Annotated in this window: 22 protein-coding genes; 7 read left to right on the top strand and 15 right to left on the bottom strand. The window is 66.7% G+C overall.

The features are described from left to right. Positions 1–5: 5 nt before the first annotated feature. From rsmG to BST28156_RS22485, 6 genes are all read right to left on the bottom strand, one after another. Entirely contained in the window at positions 6–692 is a 687-nt protein-coding gene (gene rsmG, locus BST28156_RS22510; RefSeq protein WP_174903401.1) for a 16S rRNA (guanine(527)-N(7))-methyltransferase RsmG, read from the bottom strand. Then, positions 689–2659 (bottom strand): tRNA uridine-5-carboxymethylaminomethyl(34) synthesis enzyme MnmG, encoded by a 1971-nt coding sequence (gene mnmG, locus BST28156_RS22505; RefSeq protein ID WP_174903400.1) that lies wholly within the window; start codon positions 2657–2659, stop codon positions 689–691. Before mnmG ends, rsmG begins: the two co-directional genes overlap by 4 nt. Positions 2660–3204: 545 nt before the next feature. After that, positions 3205–3960: an ABC transporter ATP-binding protein gene (locus BST28156_RS22500; RefSeq protein WP_174903399.1), complete on the bottom strand. Its 756-nt coding sequence runs from the start codon at positions 3958–3960 to the stop codon at positions 3205–3207. After that, a complete protein-coding gene (locus BST28156_RS22495; RefSeq protein ID WP_174903398.1) occupies positions 3960–5747 on the bottom strand; it encodes a branched-chain amino acid ABC transporter ATP-binding protein/permease in 1788 nt (595 codons plus the stop codon). Before BST28156_RS22495 ends, BST28156_RS22500 begins: the two co-directional genes overlap by 1 nt. A gap of 4 nt (positions 5748–5751) precedes the next feature. Continuing rightward, positions 5752–6807, bottom strand: a complete 1056-nt coding sequence (locus BST28156_RS22490) for a branched-chain amino acid ABC transporter permease (RefSeq protein WP_040128657.1) — start codon at positions 6805–6807, stop codon at positions 5752–5754. A 179-nt stretch (positions 6808–6986) separates the two neighbouring features. Then, complete coding sequence (locus BST28156_RS22485; RefSeq protein WP_060240241.1) at positions 6987–8144, bottom strand: ABC transporter substrate-binding protein; 1158 nt, start codon at positions 8142–8144, stop codon at positions 6987–6989. Between the two features lie 115 nt (positions 8145–8259). Here BST28156_RS22485 and BST28156_RS22480 point away from each other — a divergent pair, with 115 nt between their 5' ends. Next, positions 8260–8499, top strand: coding sequence for a hypothetical protein (locus BST28156_RS22480; RefSeq protein ID WP_174903397.1), 240 nt, complete (start codon positions 8260–8262; stop codon positions 8497–8499). Positions 8500–9280: 781 nt separating this feature from the next. On the opposite strand, the gene BST28156_RS22475 is transcribed toward BST28156_RS22480, so the two are convergent. From BST28156_RS22475 to BST28156_RS22450, 6 genes are all read right to left on the bottom strand, one after another. Then, entirely contained in the window at positions 9281–10255 is a 975-nt protein-coding gene (locus BST28156_RS22475; protein ID WP_040129056.1) for a branched-chain amino acid ABC transporter permease, read from the bottom strand. Next, a complete protein-coding gene (locus BST28156_RS22470; protein WP_059516065.1) occupies positions 10255–11139 on the bottom strand; it encodes a branched-chain amino acid ABC transporter permease in 885 nt (294 codons plus the stop codon). The genes BST28156_RS22475 and BST28156_RS22470 overlap by 1 nt, the downstream gene beginning before the upstream one ends. Before the next feature lie 130 nt (positions 11140–11269). Next, positions 11270–12469 (bottom strand): ABC transporter substrate-binding protein, encoded by a 1200-nt coding sequence (locus tag BST28156_RS22465; protein WP_059605079.1) that lies wholly within the window; start codon positions 12467–12469, stop codon positions 11270–11272. Between the two features lie 77 nt (positions 12470–12546). Further along, positions 12547–13302, bottom strand: a complete 756-nt coding sequence (locus BST28156_RS22460; protein WP_060240239.1) for an ABC transporter ATP-binding protein — start codon at positions 13300–13302, stop codon at positions 12547–12549. After that, complete coding sequence (locus tag BST28156_RS22455; protein WP_060240237.1) at positions 13299–14078, bottom strand: ABC transporter ATP-binding protein; 780 nt, start codon at positions 14076–14078, stop codon at positions 13299–13301. Before BST28156_RS22455 ends, BST28156_RS22460 begins: the two co-directional genes overlap by 4 nt. A 423-nt stretch (positions 14079–14501) precedes the next feature. Then, positions 14502–16187 carry a GMC family oxidoreductase gene (locus tag BST28156_RS22450; RefSeq protein WP_174903396.1) on the bottom strand — a complete coding sequence of 562 codons (1686 nt, stop codon included), beginning with the start codon at positions 16185–16187 and terminating at the stop codon, positions 14502–14504. Positions 16188–16425: 238 nt separating this feature from the next. Between BST28156_RS22450 and BST28156_RS22445 the strand changes: the two genes are divergently transcribed. Continuing rightward, positions 16426–17325, top strand: coding sequence for a LysR family transcriptional regulator (locus BST28156_RS22445; protein ID WP_060240233.1), 900 nt, complete (start codon positions 16426–16428; stop codon positions 17323–17325). Between the two features lie 181 nt (positions 17326–17506). Next, complete coding sequence (locus BST28156_RS22440; RefSeq protein WP_174903395.1) at positions 17507–18040, top strand: class IV adenylate cyclase; 534 nt, start codon at positions 17507–17509, stop codon at positions 18038–18040. 40 nt (positions 18041–18080) lie between these two features. Here BST28156_RS22440 and BST28156_RS22435 read toward each other — a convergent pair whose 3' ends face one another. Further along, positions 18081–18566 carry an Lrp/AsnC family transcriptional regulator gene (locus BST28156_RS22435; RefSeq protein ID WP_006408082.1) on the bottom strand — a complete coding sequence of 162 codons (486 nt, stop codon included), beginning with the start codon at positions 18564–18566 and terminating at the stop codon, positions 18081–18083. A gap of 140 nt (positions 18567–18706) precedes the next feature. Between BST28156_RS22435 and phhA the strand changes: the two genes are divergently transcribed. Both phhA and BST28156_RS22425 read left to right on the top strand, forming a co-directional pair. Next, positions 18707–19600 carry a phenylalanine 4-monooxygenase gene (gene phhA, locus BST28156_RS22430; RefSeq protein ID WP_217451818.1) on the top strand — a complete coding sequence of 298 codons (894 nt, stop codon included), beginning with the start codon at positions 18707–18709 and terminating at the stop codon, positions 19598–19600. 107 nt (positions 19601–19707) lie between these two features. Then, the gene (locus BST28156_RS22425) at positions 19708–20016 is read left to right on the top strand and encodes a 4a-hydroxytetrahydrobiopterin dehydratase (protein WP_060240229.1); all 309 of its coding nucleotides are present in this window, start codon (positions 19708–19710) and stop codon (positions 20014–20016) included. 148 nt (positions 20017–20164) lie between these two features. Here BST28156_RS22425 and BST28156_RS22420 read toward each other — a convergent pair whose 3' ends face one another. Beyond that, complete coding sequence (locus tag BST28156_RS22420) at positions 20165–20395, bottom strand: DUF3717 domain-containing protein (RefSeq protein ID WP_009691787.1); 231 nt, start codon at positions 20393–20395, stop codon at positions 20165–20167. A gap of 122 nt (positions 20396–20517) precedes the next feature. Between BST28156_RS22420 and BST28156_RS22415 the strand changes: the two genes are divergently transcribed. Next, positions 20518–21210 (top strand): response regulator, encoded by a 693-nt coding sequence (locus tag BST28156_RS22415; RefSeq protein WP_006401494.1) that lies wholly within the window; start codon positions 20518–20520, stop codon positions 21208–21210. Between the two features lie 108 nt (positions 21211–21318). After that, positions 21319–22800, top strand: coding sequence for a sensor histidine kinase (locus BST28156_RS22410; protein ID WP_060240227.1), 1482 nt, complete (start codon positions 21319–21321; stop codon positions 22798–22800). 35 nt (positions 22801–22835) lie between these two features. Here BST28156_RS22410 and BST28156_RS22405 read toward each other — a convergent pair whose 3' ends face one another. Then, the gene (locus BST28156_RS22405; protein WP_060240225.1) at positions 22836–23348 is read right to left on the bottom strand and encodes an SET domain-containing protein; all 513 of its coding nucleotides are present in this window, start codon (positions 23346–23348) and stop codon (positions 22836–22838) included. Between the last annotated feature and the right edge of the window lie 180 nt (positions 23349–23528).

Genomic DNA, 23528 nt, shown 5'->3' with positions numbered 1-23528 from the left:
CGCCGTCAAATCGCTTCGTCGACGGTCACTTCGATCAGATGCCGTTCGGCATCGAGCATCGGAACCGTCAGCCGCATCGTTTGCTTCACGTGGCTGCCTTCCGGCAGTCGTGCAATCTCGTCGTCCGGATGCACGCCCTTCATTGCCCAGATCGATCCGCCCGGCGCGACCAGATGTCGAGCAAGTTTAACGAAGTCGGACAGGTCAGCGAAAGCGCGCGATACGATCATGTCGAATTTTTCCGGCACTTCGACACCCGGCTGCAGCGATTCGACACGTCCGGTGACCACCGACAGATTGGCGAGCTTCAACTCCGCACGCGTCTGCGTCTGGAACGCGGACTTCTTTTGCACGATGTCGTTCAACGTAATCTGCCAGTCGGGTTCGACGATCGCCAGCACGATGCCCGGCAATCCGCCGCCCGAGCCGACGTCGAGCACGCGGGCCGACGCGCGGCCGCGCAGGTGCGGAACGATGGAGAGCGAATCGAGGATGTGCTGGATCAGCATCTGCTTCGGGTCGCGGATCGCGGTCAGGTTGTAGACCGCGTTCCACTTGCCGAGCAAAGCCACATAGTCGAGCAGCTGGTCGCGTTGCGCATCCGTCAGTGCAAGGTCGAGCGCGGCCGCGCCTTCGACGAGCATCTGTTCAAGTACGTCCCGATTAACCGCCGGCGCGCGACGCGCCGTCATTGGCGCGTCGGGACGACATCGTCCCCCTGCTCTGTTGCCGATGCGGCGGCGCCGTTGCGGCGGCCGAGGCCGCGCCGCTTCAGGTGCACCATCAGCAGCGAAATCGCCGCCGGCGTGACGCCCGAAATGCGCGACGCCTGCCCGATCGTTTCCGGCCGGAACTGATTGAGCTTCTGGCTCACCTCGAACGACAGGCCGCGCACTTCGCGGTAGTCGATGCCGTCCGGCAGACGCGTATTCTCGTTCGCATCGTTGCGCTCGATCTCGGTTGCCTGACGCTCGATGTAGCCCTGATATTTGATGCCGATCTCGACCTGCTCCTTGATCTGCGCAAGCAGCACCGGATCGTCGGCCAGCGGTTCAGCCGGGCCGCATTCGCCGCCCTTCAGCCCGCACACGCCGTCGTAGGTAATGCCCGGACGGCGAAGCAGCTCGGCGAGGCTGTATTCGTGATCGATCGCCTTGCCGAGCAAGGCGGTCGCTTCTTCCGCCGGCAGCGTCTTCGGCGTCACCCAGGTCGTCTTCAGGCGTTCTGTTTCACGTGAAACAGCATCGCGCTTGCGGCAGAACGCATCCCAGCGCACGTCATCGACGAGCCCCAGTTCACGGCCGATCTCGGTCAGACGCATGTCCGCATTGTCTTCGCGCAGGCTCAGCCGGTACTCGGCCCGGCTCGTGAACATCCGGTACGGCTCTGCGACACCACGCGTCACGAGATCGTCGACCAGCACGCCGAGATAGGCCTGATCACGGCGCGGGCACCATGCATCCTTTTCCTGCACATAGCGGCCGGCGTTCAGCCCAGCCAGCAGGCCCTGTGCCGCTGCTTCTTCGTAACCGGTCGTGCCGTTGATCTGGCCCGCAAAGAACAGCCCGTTGATCGCCTTCGTCTCGAGCGACGCCTTCAACGCGCGCGGATCGAAATAGTCGTACTCGATCGCATAGCCGGGGCGCAGGATATGGGCGTTCTCGAGGCCGCGCATCGAATGCACGAGCTCGAGCTGCACGTCGAACGGCAGGCTCGTCGAGATGCCGTTCGGGTAGAACTCGTTGGTCGTCAGCCCTTCCGGCTCGAGGAATATCTGGTGCGATTCCTTCGACGCGAACCGGTGAATCTTGTCCTCGATCGACGGGCAGTAGCGCGGGCCGACGCCCTCGATCACGCCTGTATACATAGGCGAACGGTCGAGGCCGCCGCGAATGATGTCGTGCGTGCGCTCGTTCGTATGCGTGACCCAGCACGGCAGCTGCTGCGGATGCTGTTCGGCACGGCCCAGGAACGAGAACACCGGGATCGGATCGAGATCGCCGGGCTGCTCTTCCAGCTTCGAGAAATCGATCGTGCGGCCGTCGATACGCGGCGGTGTCCCGGTCTTCAGGCGGCCCTGCGGCAGCTTCAGTTCCTTCAGGCGCGCCGACAGCGACACGGCCGCCGGATCGCCCGCACGACCGCCCGTATAGTTGTTCAGGCCGACATGAATCTTGCCGTCGAGGAACGTGCCGGCCGTCAGCACTACCGCACGCGCGCGGAAGCGAATGCCGATCTGCGTGACGGCACCGACCACGCGGTCGCCTTCGACCATCAGGTCGTCGACGGCCTGCTGGAACAGCCACAAATTCGGCTGATTCTCGAGCCGGCGGCGGATCGCGGCCTTGTACAGGATGCGGTCGGCCTGCGCGCGTGTGGCACGCACGGCCGGCCCCTTCGACGAATTGAGGATCCGGAACTGAATACCGCCCTCGTCCGTCGCAGCGGCCATCGCACCGCCCAGCGCGTCGACTTCCTTGACCAGATGGCCTTTGCCGATACCGCCGATCGACGGATTGCAGCTCATCTGCCCAAGCGTTTCGATGTTATGGGTCAGCAGCAGCGTCTTCGCGCCCATTCGGGCGGACGCCAACGCGGCTTCCGTGCCGGCATGACCGCCGCCGACGACGATGACGTCAAATTCTGTGGGATAAAGCATGGTGGATTCCGTACGCAGGTCTGCGCACGAACCTATCTGAGAAATGTATGGGGCGAATTATAGCGGGTTCGCTTTTCGCCCGAAGGCCGTCCGAATGGTAGGGTCCGTTCATTTCGACGATTCCCTCGACCGACCGGCGAATCTGTGTGAATTCGCGCCATCCCGGCCGAGAAACTGTGGGACCGGCGCCGACAGATCGTCGGCCCGCTGTGCTCGGCGCAGCGGGCCGGACAAGCAAGCCTGTGGACCGGGTGGGCAAAGATGTTGGGAGCATGCATCCGATCCCCTTCTCACAGAACTTTCGATTGATCGCCGGAGACTTATCCACCGGCACAATCCATGTTCCGCCAACATCAAGGCCGGGCGGTGACAGCGCACGCTCCCGGTCGGCGCTTTTTCACAGCAATTCCGACTATTCCTTCCGCACTTATCCACTCGTCTCGACCACCGGAATAACCGCGCATCCCTGTTCCACGCATTTACGCCAAACAAAAACGGCGTGTTTCACGTGAAACACGCCGTCCGTTTCCCGCCGAATCGTTCGCTCAAGCCGGCTTCTTCGCCAACCCGAGGTAGGTTTCGATCACGCGAGGATTCTGTGCAAGTTCGGCAGCCGGGCCCTCCAGCGCAAACTCGCCGGTCTCCAGCACATAACCGTAATCCGAGATCTGCAACGCAGCGCGGGCATTCTGTTCGATCAACAGCGTCGCGACACCCGTGCCGCGCAGCGCGCTGATGATATGAAAGATCTCCTTCACGATCAGCGGCGCGAGCCCGAGGCTGGGTTCGTCGAGCATCAGCAGGTCGGGCTTGCCCATCAGCGCGCGCCCGACCGCCAGCATCTGCCGCTCGCCGCCCGACAACGTACCGGCCGCCTGCTTGCGTCGCTCCATCAAGCGCGGAAACAGCGCGAACACGTGATCGAGCTGATCGAGGAAGTTCGCCTCCCCGGCCTGCTTGCGGCGATACGCGCCCAGCACGAGGTTATCCTCGACCGTCATCGTGCTGAACAGCTCGCGCTTCTCCGGCACCAGGCACATCCCGCGCGCGACGCGCTGCTCGATCGGCAAAGCGCCGACGTCGTCGCCGCGGTACACGACCGCGCCGGACGCATGCCCGGTGACCGGCAGCGCGCCCATGATCGCGTTCAGCAATGTCGACTTGCCGGCGCCGTTCGGGCCGATCACGCTGACGATCTGGCCCGCGCCAACCTTGATTGCCGCGCCGTGCAGCGCCTCGACCTTCCCGTAGCGAACCGCCAGCCCGCGCACTTCGAGAATCGGCATCGTCGTGTCCGCCATCACTCCACCCCGCCCAGATACGCTTCAAGCACCGCCGGATCCTGCTGCACGTCCTGCGGCAGCCCTTCGGCGATCCGCGTGCCGAATTCCATCACCACCAGCCGGTCGGTGAGGTTCATCACGAAATCCATGTCGTGTTCCACGAGCAACACGCTCATCCCTTCCGATTTCAGCCGTCGCAGCAGGTCCGCAAGCTGCTGTTTTTCCTTGTAGCGCAGCCCTGCCGCCGGCTCGTCGAGCAGCAGCAGCGTCGGGTCGCAGCACAGCGCGCGGGCGATTTCGAGGATCCGCTGCTGGCCGAGCGCAAGGCTGCCCGCTTCGTCGTACATATGCTGCTCGAGGCCGACACGGCGGATCTGGCGCGCGGCTTCCGCCAGCAACTGCGCCTCCTCATGCGCGTTGAGCCGCGCGACGCTGCGCCACACGCCGGTATGGCCGCGCAGGTGCGCGCCAATCGCGACGTTCTCGAGCACCGTCATCCCCGGCAGCAGCTTCACGTGCTGGAACGTGCGGCCGATCCCGCGCCGCACGATCTGGCGCGACGTCAGCCCGTCGATCCGCTCGCCACGGAACGTAATCGCGCCGGCCGTCGGCTGCAGCACGCCCGTCACGAGGTTGAAGGTGGTCGACTTGCCCGCGCCGTTCGGGCCGATCAGCCCGATGATCTGCCCCGCTTTCACATCGAAGCTGACGTCGTTGACGGCCACCAGGCCGCCGAACTGCTTGCGAGCCTTGTCGACGACCAGCAGCGGCTCGCCGGCCGCGGGCCGCTCGCGCTGCGGCAGCGGATCCGCGTGCTCGGGCACATGCGCGCCGGGCCCGCGCGGAAACAGCTTCGCGACGAACGGCCAGACGCCCTGCCGCGCGTACTGCAGCAGCAGTACCATCAGCACGCCGAACACGATGATCTCGAAGTTGCCTTCGGAGCCGAGCAGCTTCGGCAGCAGCGTCTGCAGATAGTCCTGCAGCACGGTCAGGATCGCTGCGCCGAGCACCGCGCCCCACACATGCGACACGCCGCCCACCACCGCCATGAACAGGAATTCGATCCCGTGGTTCAGGCCGAACGGGGTCGGGTTCACCGCGCGCTGCAGGTGCGCGTACAGGAAGCCCGACACCGCCGCCAGCACGGCCGCATAGACGAAGATCACGACGCGCATCCACGCGGTGTTCACGCCCATCGCCTCGGCCATCACGCCGCCGCCGCGCAGCGCGCGGATCGCGCGGCCGGGCCGGCTGTTCAGCAGGTTCTGCACCGACACGATCGCGGCCAGCACGACGGCCCAGATCAGGAAATACAGGCTGCGGCCGGTGTCGAGCGCGACGCCGAACAGGCTCAGCGCCGGAATCCCGTTGATCCCGTCGTACTTGCCGAGCATCTCGAGGTTGCCGAACAGATAGAACAGCGCGAGGCCCCACGCGATCGTGCCGAGCGGCAGGAAGTGCCCGGACAGCCGCATCGTGACCGCACCGAGCACCAGCGCGACGAGCGCCGTCAGCACGACGCCGACGATCAGCGCGAGCCATGGCGACACGCCGTATTGGGTCGTCAGGAACGCCGTCGCATACGCGCCGATGCCGACGAACGCCGCCTGCCCGAAGCTCGTCATCCCGCCGACGCCGGTCAGCAGCACGAGCCCGATTGCGACGATCGCGTACAGGCCGATGTAGTTCAGCAGCGTGATCCAGTACTCGGGCACCTGCAGCGCGCCGGGCAGCACCGGCAGCGCGAACAGCACCACGAGAAACAGCCAGAAGGTCTTGTTGCGCACCATCGTCGTCTTCATCGCGTCACTCCTCGTCCTCTTCCGCGTGCGGCGTCGCGAAGCTGCGCCACAGCAGCACCGGAATGATCAGCGTGAACACGATCACCTCCTTGTACGAACTCGCCCAGAACGACGAATACGATTCGAGCACGCCGACCAGCAGCGAACCGGCCGCCGCGAGCGGATAGCTGACGAGCCCGCCGATGATCGCGCCGACGAAGCCCTTCAGCCCGATCAGGAAACCGGAGTCGTAGTAGATCGTCGTCAACGGGCCGACCAGGATCCCGGACAGCACGCCGAGCGCCGCCGCCAGCGTGAACGCGAGCCGCCCTGCTTCCGTCGTGCCGATGCCGACGAGCCGCGCGCCGAGCCGGTTCACCGACGTCGCGCGCAGCGCCTTGCCGGCGATCGTGCGGCCGAAGTACACATAGAGCGCAGCGATCAGCACCAGCGCCGTGACGACCACCACGATGCTCTGCGCGGACACCGCGAGGCTGCCGATCGACAGCGATGCATCCGAGAACGCGTTGGTGCGCGACCCTTCGGCGCCGAACATCACGAGCCCGAGGCCGACCATCGCGAAGTGCACGGCGACCGAGACGATCAGCAGCAGCAGCGTCGTGCCCTCGGCGATCGGCTGGTACACGAGCCGGTAGACGAACGGCCCCATCGGCACGACGATCGCGAGCGTCAGCGCGATCTGCGCCAGCATCGGCAGCGGCTGCGCGGCGAAGCTGCGGGTCAGCGCGAACACCGCGAGCGGCAGCAGCACGTAGCGGCTGCCGAGCGTCGCCAGCGTGCGGCCGAGCTGGCGGCGGCGCTCGCGATGCCGGATCAGGCCGCCGACTTCGAGCAGGAAGCACGCGATGCCCATCACGAACAGCAGCCAGCAGGTGGCGGGGAATTTTTGCGCCTGCAACGCGGCCAGCGTCAGCGCGCCGTAGGCGACGAACTCGCCCTGGGGAATGAAGATCACCCGCGTGACGGAAAACACCAGCACGAGCGCCAGCGACAGCAATGCGTAAATGGCGCCGGTCGTGATGCCGTCTTGAGCGAGGATCGCCGCAATCGAGAGATCCATACGTTTCGTGTATCGAGAAGGCTGCGGAAAACTGCGAACCGGAACCGCGCGGGCGCGCGCAACGCAGGCGCATGCGGCGGCCGGGGTTCCACTCGGCGCGGCCGCGGCGCTCGGGCGCGCGTCCGGCCGACGGCGTGCGCGGCAGCATCCGCACCGCGCACGCCGGTTTCACGTGACACTCATTCGGCCTGCAACTTCCACTTGCCGTCGACGATCTGCACCATCACACGCGCACGCGTGTCAAAGCCGTTGTGATCGGTCGGCGTCATGTTGATCACGCCGTGCGACACAGGCAGATCCTTCACGTTCTCGATTGCCGCACGCAGCGCCTCGCGGAACGCCTCGGTGCCCGGCTGGCCCTTCTTCAGCGCTTCCGGAATCGCACGCTGCAGCAGCAGCCCCGCGTCCCACGCATGGCCGCCGAAGGTCGCGAGCGAGCCGGCGCCATAGGCCTTCTCGTACGCGGCCTTGTACGCGAGCGCGGGCTTCTTCACCGGATTCGAATCGGGCAGCTGGTCTGTGACGAGCACCGGGCCGGCCGGCAGGATCTCGCCTTCGCAATCCTTGCCGCACACGCGCAGGAAGTCGTTGTTCGCGACGCCGTGCGTCTGGTAGACCTTGCCTTTGTAGCCGCGCTCCTTCAGCGTCTTCGCCGGCAGCGCCGCCGGCGTGCCGGAACCGGCGATCAGCACCGCATCGGGGTTCGAGCCGATCAGCTTCAGTACCTGCCCCATCACCGACGCATCGGTGCGCGCGTAGCGCTCGTTCGAGACGATCTTGATGCCGTTCTTCGCGGCGGCCGCGCTGAACGTGTTGTACCAGCTGTCGCCGTACGCGTCGGCGAAGCCGATGAAGCCGACCGTCTTCACGCCGTGCTTGGCCATATAGCCGGCGATCGCATCCGCCATCAGCTGGTCGTTCTGCGGCACCTTGAAGCTCCAGGCGCGCTTCGCGTCCATCGGCGCGATGATCTGCGCGCTCGCCGCGAGCGAGATCGTCGGCGTCTTGCCCTGCGATACCGGATCGAGCATCGCGAGCGAGTTCGGCGTGACGGACGAACCGATGATCGCGTCGACGTGATCCTCGTCGATCAGCTTGCGCACGTTCTGCACCGCGCGGCTCGTGTCGGACGCGTCGTCGAGCACGATGTACTGCACGCTCTTGCCGGCGATTTCCTTCGGCAGCAGCGCGATCGTGTTCTTTTCCGGAATGCCGAGCGAGGCGGCCGGCCCGGTGGCCGACAGCGTCACGCCGATCTTCACCTGCGCCGCCGCGGTTGTCGCCGCGCACGCGAAGCCCACCGCCAGCACGGCCTCCATCCATCGATTCATCTTCATTTAGCTTGTCTCCAAACGCTGCTCGAAAAATCCGCGGGTCGCTCGGCGGCGCCCGGTCCTCAAACAAGTTAATAATTTAACTATCTCGCATTGTCCCGCCTACGCTCGTTTTCCCGTGAAACGCCGCGACCGCTGCACGGGCCAGGACGACGGCAACGCACGCGCAGCGCGCGAACGTTCTCCCGTCACGATGCGCAGCGGCAGTGTCGTCAGGATGAAGCGACGTGAAATTCTGGAAACGATCGTTGCGAGCGCAACGATCGTCGACATGCGCGCCGATGCGGCGCGGCATGGCCCTCGGCGGGACGGCGGGAAAACGGGAAAGCGGCAGCTCATGCGGCTCGAAAACCCGTGAAACCGGCGCGATGCACCAGCCGCGTGCAGATGGATGCAGGAGCAACGACCCGCAACGGCGGCGTCACGCAGGCGACGCGCAGACAGGCCGCAGGACGGCCCGCAAATGCCGCGACGCCCCTACCCGTGCGCGACGCCGCGCGAGCGGCGCCAGCCGCCCTTTCTGCCCCGATCCATCGTCCTGCGCTTGTCATTCAACCGCACTCCCTGTTCTGCATTCTGCTTGTAGGGGGAACTGCCGACCGAGTTTCCCGACCGCCCGGTCGGCGAAAGGCGAGTGTAACGGACGCATTTTGCGCACGCCAACCGGGTAAGCCCGAACGGCCGGCATATGGCGGCTGCACGGCGCGACGACCGATTGGCGAAAAGGAAAAACGCGGGGACGGGAGAGGACGCGCGACGATGCGTGCGCACGAAACGATACACGGCGCAAACGCGCATCGCGCCGATCGATGCATGCACGTGCAACGGAAATCCGGCGCACAAATGAAAAAGCGCTGTTGGATTCCGTCCAACAGCGCTTTGGGGTCCGGGCACTTTGTGCCTCGATTGTCTCCTCGTTCTCCACCTGCAAAATTCGTTTCGCGGTGCATCAGAACTGAAACGAATATTAAAGATGCTGACCGGGCACGGCAACTTAGCATTTACCCCTATGGTGCATCGCCGCACGAAATTGGGGCACCAGCTTGCCGCGCGGCACCGGCCCGGGCCTGCCGCCGGGGCCGCGCCGACGATGCCGGATGGTGCTTCGCATCAACGCCGGCCACCGCGCTGCCGCGCCGCTACGATGCCCGGAGCGGCTTGACCCGCGCGATCATCTCGCCGACGATCCCGCGCCGGAACGCGAGCACGCACGCAATGAAGATCAGCCCGGTGACGATCGTCGCCGATTCGCCGAGCGAATGAAACCAGCCGATGCCGGTGGTCGACGCGAGCCATTCGCCGATATCGCCGAGACGATCCTCGAGCGCGACGATCAGCGCCGCGCCGAGCAGCGGCCCGAACAGCGTGCCCATCCCGCCGACGAGCGTCATCAGCACGACGAGGCCCGACATCGTCCAGTACGCGTCGGACAGCGTCTCGAAGCCGAGCACCAGCACCTTCAGCGAGCCGGCCAGCCCCGCAAGCCCCGCCGACAACACGAAGGCGAGCAGCTTGAAGCGGTCGGTGTCGTAGCCGAGCGAGATCGCGCGCGCCTCATTCTCCTTGATCGCGATCAGCACCTGGCCGAACGGCGAATGGACGACGCGCACGATGAACGCGCACGCGGCGACGATCACGGCCAGCACCACGTAGTACAGCGCGACGTCGTTCGACAGGTCGAGCAGCCCGAACAGCCGGCCGCGCGGCACGCCCTGCAGCCCGTCCTCGCCGTGCGTGAACGGCGCCTGCAGGTAGATGAAGTAGACCATCTGCGCGAACGCGAGCGTGATCATCGCGAAGTAGATCCCCTGCCGGCGGATCGCGAACAGGCCCACCGCGAGCCCGAGCAGCGTCGCGGCCACGGTGCCCGCGAGCACGCCGAGCTCGGGCGTGAAACCGAGCGTCTGCATCGAATAGCCGGTCGCATAGCCGGCCGTCGCGAGGAACATCGCATGGCCGAACGACAGCAGCCCCGTATAGCCGATCAGCAGGTTGAACGCGGCCGCGAACAGGGCGAACGCGAGCACCTTCATCACGAACACCGGATACGCGCCGATGAACGGCGCGACGAGCAGTGCGGCGAGCAGCACACCGTAGAGCACTTTTCTCTGCATCATTTTTCCTTGCCGAACAGGCCCGCCGGGCGAATCAGCAGCACGATCGCCATGATCACGAACACGACCGTCGCCGACGCTTCGGGGTAGAACACGCGCGTGAAGCCCTCGATCACGCCGAGCAGCAGGCCCGTGACGATCGAGCCGAGGATCGATCCCATCCCGCCGATCACGACCACCGCGAACACGGTGATGATCATCGGCTGGCCCATCAGCGGCGACACCTGGATCACCGGCGCGGCCAGCACGCCGGCGAACGCGGCGAGCGCGACGCCGAACCCGTAGGTGAGCGTGATCATCATCGGTACGTTCACGCCGAACGCCTCGACCAGCTTCGGGTTCTCGGTGCCCGCGCGCAGGTAGGCGCCCAGGCGCGTCTTCTCGATCACGAACCAGGTCGCGAGGCACACCGCGAGCGACGCGACGACGACCCACGCGCGGTAGTTCGGCAGGAACATGAAGCCGAGGTTGGTCGCGCCGGACAGCTGCGACGGCACGTCGTACGGCTGCCCCGACGAGCCGTAGATCGAGCGGAACACGCCTTCGACGACCAGCGTCAGGCCGAACGTCAGCAGCAGCCCGTACAGGTGATCGAGCTTGTACAGCCAGCGCAGCATCGAGCGCTCGATCAGGATCCCGAACGCACCGACGATCAGCGGCGCGAGCACCAGCATCGCCCAGTACGGCAGCCCGAAATACGACAGCCCCATCCACGCGAGCATCGCGCCCAGCATGAACAGCGCGCCGTGCGCGAAGTTGATCACGTTGAGCAGCCCGAAAATTACCGCGAGCCCGAGGCTCAGGATCGCGTAGAACGAGCCGTTGACGAGCCCGAGCAGCAACTGGCTCAGCATCGCCGGCAACGGAATGCCAAAGATTTCCATCGACTTTGCCGTCAGAATGAGTTTCGTTGCGCGCGCAACCTGTCACGCATCGCGCGTGCGGGCGGCGCCGCGGGCACGTCGCGGCGGCCGCAGGCCCGCGGCACGCGCGATGCGCGCCGCGGCGTCATGCCTACTTCCACAGCGCGCAGCGCGATTCCTGCTTGGTCGCGAATGCCTGTTCGCCCGGAATCGTCGCGAGCACCTTGTAGTAGTCCCACGGCTCCTTCGACTCGGACGGCTTCTTCACCTCCATCAGATACATGTCGTGGATCATGCTGCCGTCCTGGCGGATGTAGCCCTTCGCGTAGAAGTCGTTGATCTTCATCTTCTTCAGCTCGGCCATCACCTTGTCGGAGTCGGTCGTGCCGGCCGCCTGCACCGCCTTCAGGTAGGTCGTCACCGACGAATAGTCGGCCGCCTGCAGGCTCGACGGCATCTTCTTCATCTTGCCGAAGTAGCGCTGCGCCCACTGGCGCGATGCCGCGTCGCGGTTCCAGTACCAGCTGTCGGTCAGCACGAGGCCCTGCGTCGTCTCGAGGCCGAGGCTGTGCACGTCGTCGATGAACATCAGCAGCGCGGCGATCTTCATCGTCTTGGTGATGCCGAACTCCTTCGCGGCCTTGATCGAATTGATCGTGTCGCCGCCGGCGTTCGCGAGGCCGAGGATCTGCGCCTTCGACGACTGCGCCTGCAGCAGAAACGACGAGAAGTCCGACGCGGACAGCGGATGGCGCACCGAGCCGAGCACCTGCCCGCCATTCGCCTTCACGACGTCCGACGTGTTCTTCTCGAGCGCCTTGCCGAACGCGTAGTCGGCGGTCAGGAAGAACCACGTCTTGCCGCCCTGCTTCACCACCGCCGAGCCGGTGCCCTTCGCGAGCGCCATCGTGTCGTACGCGTAGTGGACCGTATACGGCGTGCACTGCTCGTTGGTCAGCGTGTCGGCGCCCGCGCCGATGTTGATGTAGACCTTCTTCTTCTCGGCCGCGACCTGGTTCATCGACAGCGCGGTGGCCGAATTCGTGCCGCCGACCAGCAGGTCGAGCCCGCCGCGGTCCATCCATTCGCGCGCCTTCGACGCGGCGATGTCGGCCTTGTTCTGGTGATCGGCGTAGACGACCTCGATCGGCTTGCCGAGCACCTTGCCGCCGAAATCGGCGACCGCCATCCGGATCGCCTCGAGGCCGCCCTGCCCGTCGATGTCCGCGTAAAGCCCCGACATGTCGGTGATGAAACCGATCTTCACGCTATCCGCGGCATGCGCGGCGCCGGCGGTGAATGCGGCGCTCGCGAGCGCAAGGCACGCGTGTGCGAGGGTCTTCATTTTCATTGACGTCTCCTGTTGTTCTGATGCGTTGTGGTTATTCGACGGCCGCCACGGCTAGCGGCAACGGAAACGGGGCGGCGTCACACCCCGAGCAGGTCGTGAAGGATCGGCATCTTGCCTTCCAGTTCGGTGGCGCGGAAATGCTCGACGATGCGGCCGTGCTCCATCACGTAGAAGCGATCGGCGAGCGGCGCGGCGAAGCGGAAATTCTGCTCGACCATCACGATCGTGTAGCCGCGCGACTTCAGCGCGACGATCATGCGCGCGAGCGCCTGCACGATCACCGGCGCGAGGCCCTCGGAAATCTCGTCGAGCAGCAGCAGGTTCGCGCCCGTGCGCAGGATCCGCGCGACCGCGAGCATCTGCTGCTCGCCGCCGGACAGCCGCGTGCCCTGGCTCTGCCGGCGCGACGCGAGGTTCGGGAACATCGCGTAGATCTCGTCGAGCGGCATTGCGTGCTCGCGCGGCCCGATCGGCGGCGGCAGCAGCAGGTTCTCCTCGCACGACAGGCTCGAGAAGATCCCGCGCTCCTCAGGGCAGTAGCCGACGCCGAAATGCGCGATGCGATGCGTGGCGAGGCCGATCGTCTCGTTGCCCGCGACCTTGATCGAGCCGCTGCGGCGGCCGGTGAGGCCCATGATCGCGCGCAGCGTCGTCGTGCGGCCCGCGCCGTTGCGGCCGAGCAGCGTGACGACCTCGCCGCGGTGCACGCTCAGGTCGACACCGTGCAATATGTGGGATTCCCCGTACCAGGCTTCGAGCCCCGTGATCTCCAGCGCGGGCGTACCGCTTTCGACGCCGCTCAATTCGCGTTCCTCCCGTTCGCTGTGCTTCATGCGTGGGCTCCCGCGAGCGCCGCATCGGCGCTGCCCATGTAGGCCTCGATCACGAGCGGATTCTTCGACACCTCCGCGTACGAGCCTTCGGCGAGCACCTCGCCGCGCTGCAGGACGGTAATCGTGTCGGAGATGCCGGCGATCACGTTCATGTTGTGCTCGACCATCAGGATCGTGCGGCCGCTCGCGACCTTCTTGATCAGCGCGGTCACGCGGTCGACGTCCTCGTGGCCCATCCCTTGCGTGGGCTCGTCGAGCAGCATCAGTTCGGGCTCCATCGCGAGCGTCGTCGCGATCTCGAGCGCGCGCTTGCGACCATATGCGAGCTCGACGGTCCGCACGTTCGCGAAATCGGTCAGGCCGACCTGCGTGAGCAGGTCCATCGCGCGATCGTCGAGGCGCCGGAGCGTGCGTTCGCTGCGCCAGAAGTGGAATTCGGTGCCGAGCGCGCGCTGCAGGCCGATGCGCACGTTCTGCAATGCGGTGAGATGCGGGAATACGGCCGAGATCTGGAACGAGCGGATGATGCCGCGCCGCGCGACCTGCGCGGGCCGCTCGTCGGTGATGTCGATCCCGTTGAAGACGATCTGGCCGGCCGTCGGCGTCAGGAACTTGGTCAGCAGGTTGAAGCAGGTGGTCTTGCCCGCGCCGTTCGGACCGATCAGCGCATGGATCGCGCCGCGGCGCACACGCAGGTTGACGCCGTTCACGGCGGTGAAGCCCCTGAATTCCTTCGTCAGTCCGCGTGTTTCCAGAATCGTGTCGCCGAGAATCATGTTCCCTTCCGTACGAAGTCAGGCGAAGCACCGGGAAGATTCGCGCAAGCGGCCGCGAACAGGTCAGCGGATCGGCGGGCTGCCCCCGGACGCCGTTTACGCCTCGAGGGTGGTCTCCCGCGCCGACGCGTATGCACACTGCGCGTCATTGTCGCGCCGTTGGTGCAGTGCAATCATCGGGATTTGCACTTATAGGGCTGGCCGCGATGCCGGGTGCGCCGGCGCACGGTTTTCGGCGTGTTTTTTCGTGGCTGCGCGCGCACTCGATACGTGCACGAACGGCATCGCATCGACAAAAAAACCGCGCAAGCGCGCGGCGTGCACGAATCGTGCAGGGCCGATCGCCGTCGCCGCGCGCGATTCTTCGCTATGCGAATCAGCGGACCATCCCGATCACGGGATGGCCGCCCGCGGGGTGTTTCGTCACGCAACCGTCACGGCCGCATCGGTTTGCACCGGCGTCGCGTCGCGCGCCGCGCGGCGATCGGCGCGGATCATGTCGCTCGCGCGTTCCGCGATCATCAGCGTCGGCGAATTGGTGTTGCCGGACGTGATGAACGGCATCACCGACGCATCGACGATCCGCAGCCCCGCGATGCCGCGCACGCGCAGCCGGCTGTCGACGACCGCGCGTTCGTCGTCCGCGCGGCCCATCCGGCAGGTGCCGACCGGGTGGAAGATCGTCGTGCCGACCGCCCCTGCCGCCTCCTGCAATTCCGCTTCGGTCCGGTAGCGCGGACCGGGCAGGATTTCCTCGGGACGATAGCGCGCGAGCGCCGGCGCGGACGCGATGCGGCGCGTCAGCCGCAGCGCGTTCGCGGCGACGCGGCGATCGTGGTCGGTCGTCAGGTAGTTCGGCGCGATCACGGGCGCCGCGTGCGGATCGGTGCTCGCGATGTGCACGCTGCCACGCGAGGTCGGCCGCAGATGGCACACCGACGCGGTAAATGCATTGAAGCGGTGCAGCGGCTCGCCGAAGCGCTCGAGCGACAGCGGCTGCACGTGGTACTCGAGATCGGGGCTCGTCAGCGCCGGATCGTCCGGATCGGATTTCGCGAACGCGCCGAGCTGCGACGGCGCCATCGACATCGGCCCGCGCTGCAGCAGCGCATATTGGGCGCCGATCATCAGCTTGCCCCACCAGTTCGCGGCGAGCGTGTTCAGCGTGCGCACGCCTTCGACGCGAAACGCCATGCGCAGCTGCAGGTGATCCTGCAGGTTCTCGCCGACGCCCGGCAGGTCCTGCACGACGTCGATGCCGAGCGCCTGCAGCCGGCGGCCGTCGCCGATGCCCGACAGTTCGAGCAGCTGCGGCGAATTCACCGCGCCCGACGTGAGCAGCACTTCGACGCGTGCGCGCGCGACGTAGTCGGTGCCGCCGCCGCGGTATTCGACGCCGACCGCGCGCCGCCCGTCGAAGATCACGCGCTGCGCATGCGCGCCGGTGATCACGGTCAGGTTCGGGCGCGCCATCGCGGGCCGCAGGAACGCCTTCGACGTATTCCAGCGCACGCCGCGCTTCTGGTTGACCTCGAAATAGCCGACCCCCGAATTGTCGCCGCGGTTGAAATCGTCGGTGGCGGGTATGCCCGTCTGTTGCGCGGCCTGCGCGAACGATTCGAGGATCTCCCAGCGCAGCCGCTGCTTTTCGACGCGCCAGTAGCCGCCCGCGCCGTGCGCGTCGCTCGCGCCCGCATGGTGATCCTCGCTGCGCTTGAAGACCGGCAGCACGCTGTCCCACGACCAGCCCGCATCGCCGGTCTCGCGCGCCCAGCGGTCGTAATCGTCGCGCTGGCCGCGCATGTAGATCATTCCGTTGATCGACGAGCAGCCGCCGAGCACGCGCCCGCGCGGATACGACAGCGCGCGGCCGTTGAGCCCCGCTTCGGGCTGCGTCTTGTACAGCCAGTCGGTGCGCGGATTGCCGATGCAGTACAGATAGCCGACCGGGATATGGATCCAGTGATAGTCGTCCTTGCCGCCCGCTTCGAGCAGCAGCACGCGGATATCCGGATCCTCGGTCAGGCGGTTCGCGAGCACGCAGCCCGCGGTGCCCGCGCCGACGATCACGTAATCGAATTCGCCCTCGAGCGTGCGTTGAGCATTCACGGCGTGTCCCCTTCCTTGTTGTGCGCCGCGCGGCGCGATGCCGCCCGGCATTTCCAGCATAGTGCGCCATGCGTCGCATGCGCGGCGTTCGTCATGTCGCGGCCGGCGCGCCTCTCCTGCAGATCGCCGAACCGCCGGATCACCGGCCGATCCGGTCGATGAAGCGTACTCCCGCTGCCGGCCGCCGATCCAATGAGTTATGCTGAACCGCGTTATAAGCCGCGCTCATATCACGACGATGGATCTCACCCTGCTCCGCGCGTTCGCGACGGTCGCCCGCGAAGGCAACCTGACGCGCGCCGCCGCGCAACTGCACCTGACGCAGCCGGCCGTCAGCCTGCGGATCAAGCATCTGCAGGAAACGCTGGGCGTCGCGCTGTTTACGCGCACGTCGCACGGGCTGCTGCTCACGCGCGACGGCCAGACGCTGCTGCCGCATGCGGAGCGCGCGCTCGCCGCGGCCGCCGACGTCGAACGCGCGGCTGCCGCGCTGCGTCACGAGGTGCGCGGCCGGCTGCGGATCGGCACGATCCTCGATCCCGGCTTCCTGCGCCTCGGCGGCTTCCTGCGCGCGCTCGTCGAGACCCATCCGCAGATCGAGACCGCGCTGCGCCACGGCATGTCGGGCTGGGTGCTCGAACAGGTGCGCACGCAGGCGCTCGACGCCGGCTACTACATCGGCCGGCCCGGCGACGACGATCCGCGCGACGGCGCGCTGTTCCACACGGTCACGCTCACGCGTTTCCAGTACCGCGTGCTCGCACCGGCCGGCTGGAAGGAGCGCGTGCAGCGCGCGCACGACTGGCGCGCGCTCGCCGCGCTGCCGTGGATCTGGACGCCGCCCGCGTCCGCGCACAACCGGCTGCTGTCGCGGCGCTTCGCGCAAGCCGGTGCGCAGCCGGTGAAGGTCGCCGAAGTCGACCAGGAACAGTCGATGCTCGACCTCGTGAAATCAGGGATCGGTCTGACGCTCGCGCGCGATTCGACCGCGCTGGCCGAGGCGCACGCCCACGCGCTGACGATCGTCGAGCGCGTGACGGTGCCGACCGAGCTGAGCTTCGTGACGCTCGCCGCGCGGCGCGACGAGCCCGCGATCGCGGCCGCGCTTACGCTGATCGAGACGCAGTGGGCGATATGAGCGGCGCTGATGAAACGGCGTGGCGTGCTGCACGGAGCGCAGCGCTGCCGCTGCGGCAGGCCGCGCGTCGCTTCGCCGCGAGGCGCCCACGCCATGTCGCCGTCACGCCGCCGTCGCGGCCTTTTTGCTAGATTGTGCATTCGCACACTCGCGAGACCCTTGTCGATTGAAGGAGACCCGCATGGCCCGCAACATCGAGATCAAAGCCCGCGCCCGTGAGTTCGAGCGGCTGCGCGAACAGGCGGCTACGCTTGCGACCGAAGCGCCGCTGTTCTATCGCCAGCAGGATTTCTTCTACGACGTGCCGCGCGGCCGGCTGAAGCTGCGCCGCTTCGAGGACGGCACGCCGGCCGAGCTGATCTTCTACCAGCGCGACGATCGCGACGGCCCGAAGGCGTCGTACTACACGCGCAGCCCGGTGACGAACCCCGACGCGATGCACGCGCTGCTCGCCACCGCGCTGACCACACGCGGCATCGTCACGAAGGAGCGCCACGTCTATCTCGCGGGACGCACGCGCATCCACCTCGACCGCGTCGACGGCCTCGGCGACTTCATCGAACTGGAAGTCGTGCTCGGCCCCGACGACGACGAAGCGGGCGGCGAAGCCGAGGCGCACGACGTGTTTACGAAGCTCGGCGTGTCGCCGGACGATCTGGTCGCGGTCGCCTACGTCGACCTGCTGAACGCCGACGCGCAGGAAAAGGCAGCCTGATCCGGCCCCGCAGGCGACGGTGCGCCGCGCCGCCGCGGCCTCAGGCGGCGCCGGGCGCCAGATGCGCGAGCGGCAGCGCGCCGTTGCGCTTGAAGGTCGTCAGCACGATGTTCGAGCGCACGCTGTCGACGCCCGGCACGCGCATCAGCTTCTTCATCACGAACTGCGACAGCGCGTTCAGGTCGGGCGCGACGATCCGCAGCAGATAGTCGGCGTCGCCGACCACCGCATGACACTCGAGCACTTCGGGCAGCACATCGATCTGCTGCTGGAACTGCTCGATGATCGAATCGCCGTGGTGCTTCAGCTTCAGGCTCGTGAACGCGGTCACGCCGAGCCCGAGCTTTTCGGGCCGCAGCATCACGCGATAGCCTTCGATCACGCCCGCGGCCTCGAGCCGCTGCAGCCGCCGGCCGATCTGCGACGGCGACAGCGGCACCTCCTCGCCGAGCTGCTGGTGCGTCGCGCGGCCGAAGCGCTGCAGCACGTCCAGCAGCGCGAGATCGAAGTGATCGAGTTCCAGCATGTTTATTCTCCGCATGATTCGATGATTTGATGCGCGATTATCGCATCATCATGCAAATCAGCGCCAATTTTGCGCCCAATCCGCGCGTACCCCGCTCTACACTTGCATGTCTCTCAACTCCAGCCGTGCAGAGCCTGATCATGTCCACCGTCGTCACCGCGAAACTGCAGGAGCAGTTCGATGCGGGCCTCGAAACCCGCGCCGATTTCACCATCGACCAGCCGCTCGCGCGTTACGGCCGGGTCGACCACGCGGTGTGGCAGCAGCTCTATGCACGCCAGTCGGCGCTGCTGCGCGGACGCGCGTGCGACGCGTTCGTCGCGGGGCTCGGCAAGATCGCGCTGCCCGCCGATCGCGTGCCGTCGTTTGCCGACGTGAACCGCCAGCTGAAGCCCGCGACGGGCTGGGAAATCGTCGCGGTGCCGGGCCTCGTGCCCGACCGCGTGTTCTTCGAGCATCTCGCGAACCGGCGCTTTCCGGTCACCTGGTGGATGCGCCGCCCGGACCAGCTCGACTACCTGCAGGAACCCGACTGCTTCCACGACCTGTTCGGCCATGTCCCGCTGCTGATCGAGCCGGTGTTCGCCGACTACATGCAGGCATACGGCCGCGCCGCGCTCGCGGTCGCCGACGACGCGGCGGCGCTCGCGCGGCTCGCGCGCCTGTACTGGTACACGGTGGAATTCGGGCTGATCCGCGATCCGCGCGGCACCAACGGATTGTCGATCTACGGCGCCGGCATCGTGTCGAGCAAGGGCGAGAGCCTGTACAGCGTCGAGAGCGCGGCGCCGAACCGGCTCGGCTTCGACCTCGAGCGCGTGATGCGCACGCAGTACCGGATCGACACGTTCCAGAAGACCTACTTCGTGATCGACGACTTCGCGCAGCTGTTCGCGCTCGCCGACATCGACGGGCGCGCGCTCGCGGCACGGCTCGCGGCGTTGCCGGAAATCGCGGCCGGCGCGGTGCTCGACACCGATCGCGTGCTGCAGCGCGGCAGCGGCGAAGGCTGGCCGGACAATGCCGACGCGTGAGCACGGGCCGGCCGACGCGCGTCTGCCAACTATGAAAGAATGACCGGTGCCGGCTTCGCCGCGCGGTGCGTGCCGCGCGCGAGCGCCGTTACCGAACGAGGTGCAACATGATCCACAAGCTCACATCAGAAGAACGCAAGACCCAGCTCGAACGCGTGCCGCAGTGGTCGGCCGTGCCGGGCCGCGATGCGATCCAGCGCAGCCTGCGCTTCGCCGATTTCAACGAGGCGTTCGGCTTCATGACGCGCGTCGCGATCAAGGCGCAGGAAATGAACCATCATCCGGAATGGTTCAACGTGTACAACCGGGTCGACGTGACGCTGTCGACGCACGACGCCGACGGCCTGACGCAGCGCGACATCGACCTCGCGCTGTTCATCGACGCGGCCGGCGCGCACGCGCACCCGGGCGCCTGATTGCCGGCGCGCATGCGCTCGCGCGTCCGCCTCGCGAGCGGACGTAACGTCCGGTTACACAATTCGGACGCGCGGCGCATTTTCCGCGCCTGACACGTCAACTTTTCATTTCGATGAACGTTTTCTACGATGTACTCAGCGAAAGCCTTCAGCTTTCCAAGCCATCCTTAAGGCGCACGTAAGTCTCGTACGCTTTCCGTGCCTTGGGGTCCAAACCTTCCAGTTGCAGCGCGCTTCCGCGCTGTACAATCAGCAGCGCATACGGCTTGGAGAGCGCGCTGGCCTCTTCGCAGAGTTTGAGTTCGTCGCCGCTCGACGGCGAGCGGGCGCGCCAGAAATTGATCGCGGCTTCGAGGTCGTGGATCGAAATATCGGACATGATTGGATGTAATCGTTCGCTGGCCGCCATGCTTGATGTCAGGCGATGCGGCGCCCCTGTGGAAACGGCGTCGTGCTGTCCGCGTGCCTGAACCGCCAACCCATTGTACTTGAGCGAACTTCATGCGACTCCTTCTGATCGAAGACGACCGCCCCATCGCACGCGGTATCCAGAGCAGCCTCGAACAGGCTGGCTTCACCGTCGACATGGTGCATGACGGCATCTTTGCCGAACAGGCGCTGGCACAAAACCGCCACGAACTCGTGATCCTCGACCTCGGCCTGCCGGGCATCGACGGGATGACGCTGCTCACGCGCTTCCGCCAGACCAACCGCCATACGCCGGTGATCGTGCTGACCGCACGCGACGAGCTGAACGACCGGATCCAGGGCCTGAACTCGGGCGCCGACGACTACATGCTCAAGCCGTTCGAGCCGGCCGAGCTCGAAGCGCGGATCCGCGCGGTGATGCGCCGCAGCGGCCCGCACAGCGACATGCCGCGTCCGGAAGTGTCGCTCGGCGGCGTCCGCCTGTCGGGCGTCGACCGCCGCATCTTCAACGACGACAAGCCGCTCGAACTGTCGCCGCGCGAATTCGCGGTGCTCGAAATGCTGCTGCTGCGTCACGGCCGCGTGGTCAGCAAGGCGCAGTTGCAGGATCATCTCACGCACTTCGGCGGCGATCTCGGCGACACCGCGATCGAAGTCTACGTGCACCGCGTGCGCAAGAAGCTCGAGCAGTGCCGCGTCGAAATCGTCACGGTGCGCGGCTTCGGCTACCTGCTGCAGGAAATCCGCCAGACGGCAAGCGTCTGAGCGGCGGCGCCCGGCGCTGGCTGCCGGCGGCGCTGCCCCCAAACGTCGCCGTCCGGCGTACGACCGCGCCGCTCCCCGTGAGCGGCGCTTATCCATTTGCCTGTCGAAATGTCTCCTGATCCGGCTGTGACCAGCCTGCGCCGCTCGCTGCTCCGGCGCCTCGCCGCGCCGCTGTCGATGCTCGCGCTGATGAGCGGCCTGATTGCCTACTGGCTCGCGTGGCAATACACGCAACACGTGATCGACCGCTCGCTCGCCGATCTCGCGACCGCCATCTCGAAGCAGATCCAGATCGCCGGCCCCGACGCGCCGTTCACGGTGCCGCCGCTCGCGCAGGCGATGTTCTCCGATCCGGCCGAAGCGCTGATCTACCGGATCAGCGACGGCGAGCAGGAACTCGCCGGCGATCCGAAGCTGCCGCTGCGCGGCATCAACGTGCGCCGCATGCATCACGCATACGTGTTCGAAGCCGAATACGACAACCGCGCGGTGCGCGTCGCGCAGGTGCGCGTCGACAACGTCGAAGGCGGCCGGCCGATGGTCGTCGAGGTCGCGCAGCCGGTGCGGCACCGCTACCGGATCGCGGCCGAATTCCTCGTCGCGATCATGATGCCGCTGCTGCTGCTGCTGCTCGCCGGCTGGGGCATCGTGTGGCGCGTCGTGAACCAGCAGCTCGGCCCGCTCACGCATCTCGCCGATTCGCTGAACCGGCAGACCCATACGTCGCTGGAACCGGTCGACGAAACCGACGTGCCGCTCGAGATCCGCCCGCTGACGAGCGCGATGAATGCGCTGCTCGGCCGCCTGAAGACCGCGCTCGACGCGCAGCGCAAGTTCATCGCCGACGCCGCGCACCAGCTGCGCACGCCGCTCACGGCCGTGAAGCTGCACGCCGAGCAGGCTGCGACCGCACGCGATCCGCAGCAGACCTATACCGCAGTGCGCGAGCTGCGCGCGGCCGCCGATCGCGCGGTGCGGCTGTCGAACCAGCTGCTGTCGCTCGCGCGCGCGGAGCCGGGCGAGCAGGCCGCGCGCTTCGTCAGCGTCGACCTGGCGGCGATGGCGTTCGAGACGGGTGCCGAATGGGTGCCGCGCGCGCTCGCCGCGCACGTCGATCTCGGCTTCCAGCGCAGCGACGATCCCGGCGACGACGAGACGCTGATCGTGCGCGGCAACCCCGTGCTGCTGCGCGAGGTGATCGCAAACCTGCTCGACAATGCGCTGAAATACGTGCCGCTCGCGCGGCCGGACGGCGCGCGGATCACGGTGAACGTCGCGCGCGGTGCGCTCGACGGCGACCAGCCGGCCGCCGAGATCGTCGTCGAGGACAACGGCCCCGGCGTGCCCGCGAACCAGCAGGCCGACCTGTTCAAGCGCTTCTTCCGCGGCGACGCGCAGAACGGCAACGGCGTCGAGACCGGCGCGGGGCTCGGCCTCGCGATCGTCCACGACATCATTGCGATGCACGGCGGCACGGTGTCGTACGAAGACGCGCCGGAAGGCGGCTCGCGCTTCGTGGTGCGCGTGCCGCTCGCGGCACGCACGGCGAAGCCCGCCAGCGAGACGCCGGCCGCAGCGCCGACGCACTGACGCGCCAGCGGCGCGGGTGCCCCCCGCGCCGTCGCTTACTTCTTCTTTTTCTTGTCCTTCGACTTCGACTCGGACTTCTTCTTTTTCTTCTTCTCGCCGTCGTCCGACGTCGCGAGCAGCGTACCGCGGCACGCTTGCGCACCGCAGTGGCACGCGTATTCGCGCTTGAGCTTCTTGGTCAGCTTCGCGTCGATCACGAGGCCGTAGTCGTAGAACAATTCCTCTTCCGGCGCGATGTCGCGCAGCGCGTGGATGTACACGCGGCCTTCGATCTCTTCCGCCTCGCAGTTCGGCGCGCACGAGTGGTTGATCCAGCGCGCGCTGTTGCCGTCGACCTTGCCGTCGATCACGCCGCCCTCTTCCAGCGCGAAGTAGAACGTATGGTTCGGCTCGTTCGGATCGTGCGGATGGCGGCGCAGCGCTTCCTTCCACGAAATTCGCTCGCCCTTGTATTCCACTACGCGCTCGCCGGCCTTGATCGGCGACACGGCGAACACGCCCCTGCCGTGTACCCCCGAGCGGCGCACCGCGATCCTGCGTGAACTCATCGAACGAATCCTTGTGAAGACGACTTGAATGGAAGGCGGCCGCGATCACGGCCCCGCATCGCGCATGCGCGGCCGCCCGAATCGGCAGACCGGAAATGAAAACGCGGCACCGGTCGGTGCCGCGTCGGGCATGCGGCGAATCACCCGCATCCTACACGTTCGCGATTGCTTCGTTCAACA

It is taken from the genome of Burkholderia pseudomultivorans, from assembly GCF_902499075.1.
Lineage (GTDB): Bacteria > Pseudomonadota > Gammaproteobacteria > Burkholderiales > Burkholderiaceae > Burkholderia > Burkholderia pseudomultivorans.
The sequence above is the reverse complement of the archived record's forward strand: the minus strand, read 5'-3'. Positions and strand labels throughout refer to the sequence as shown.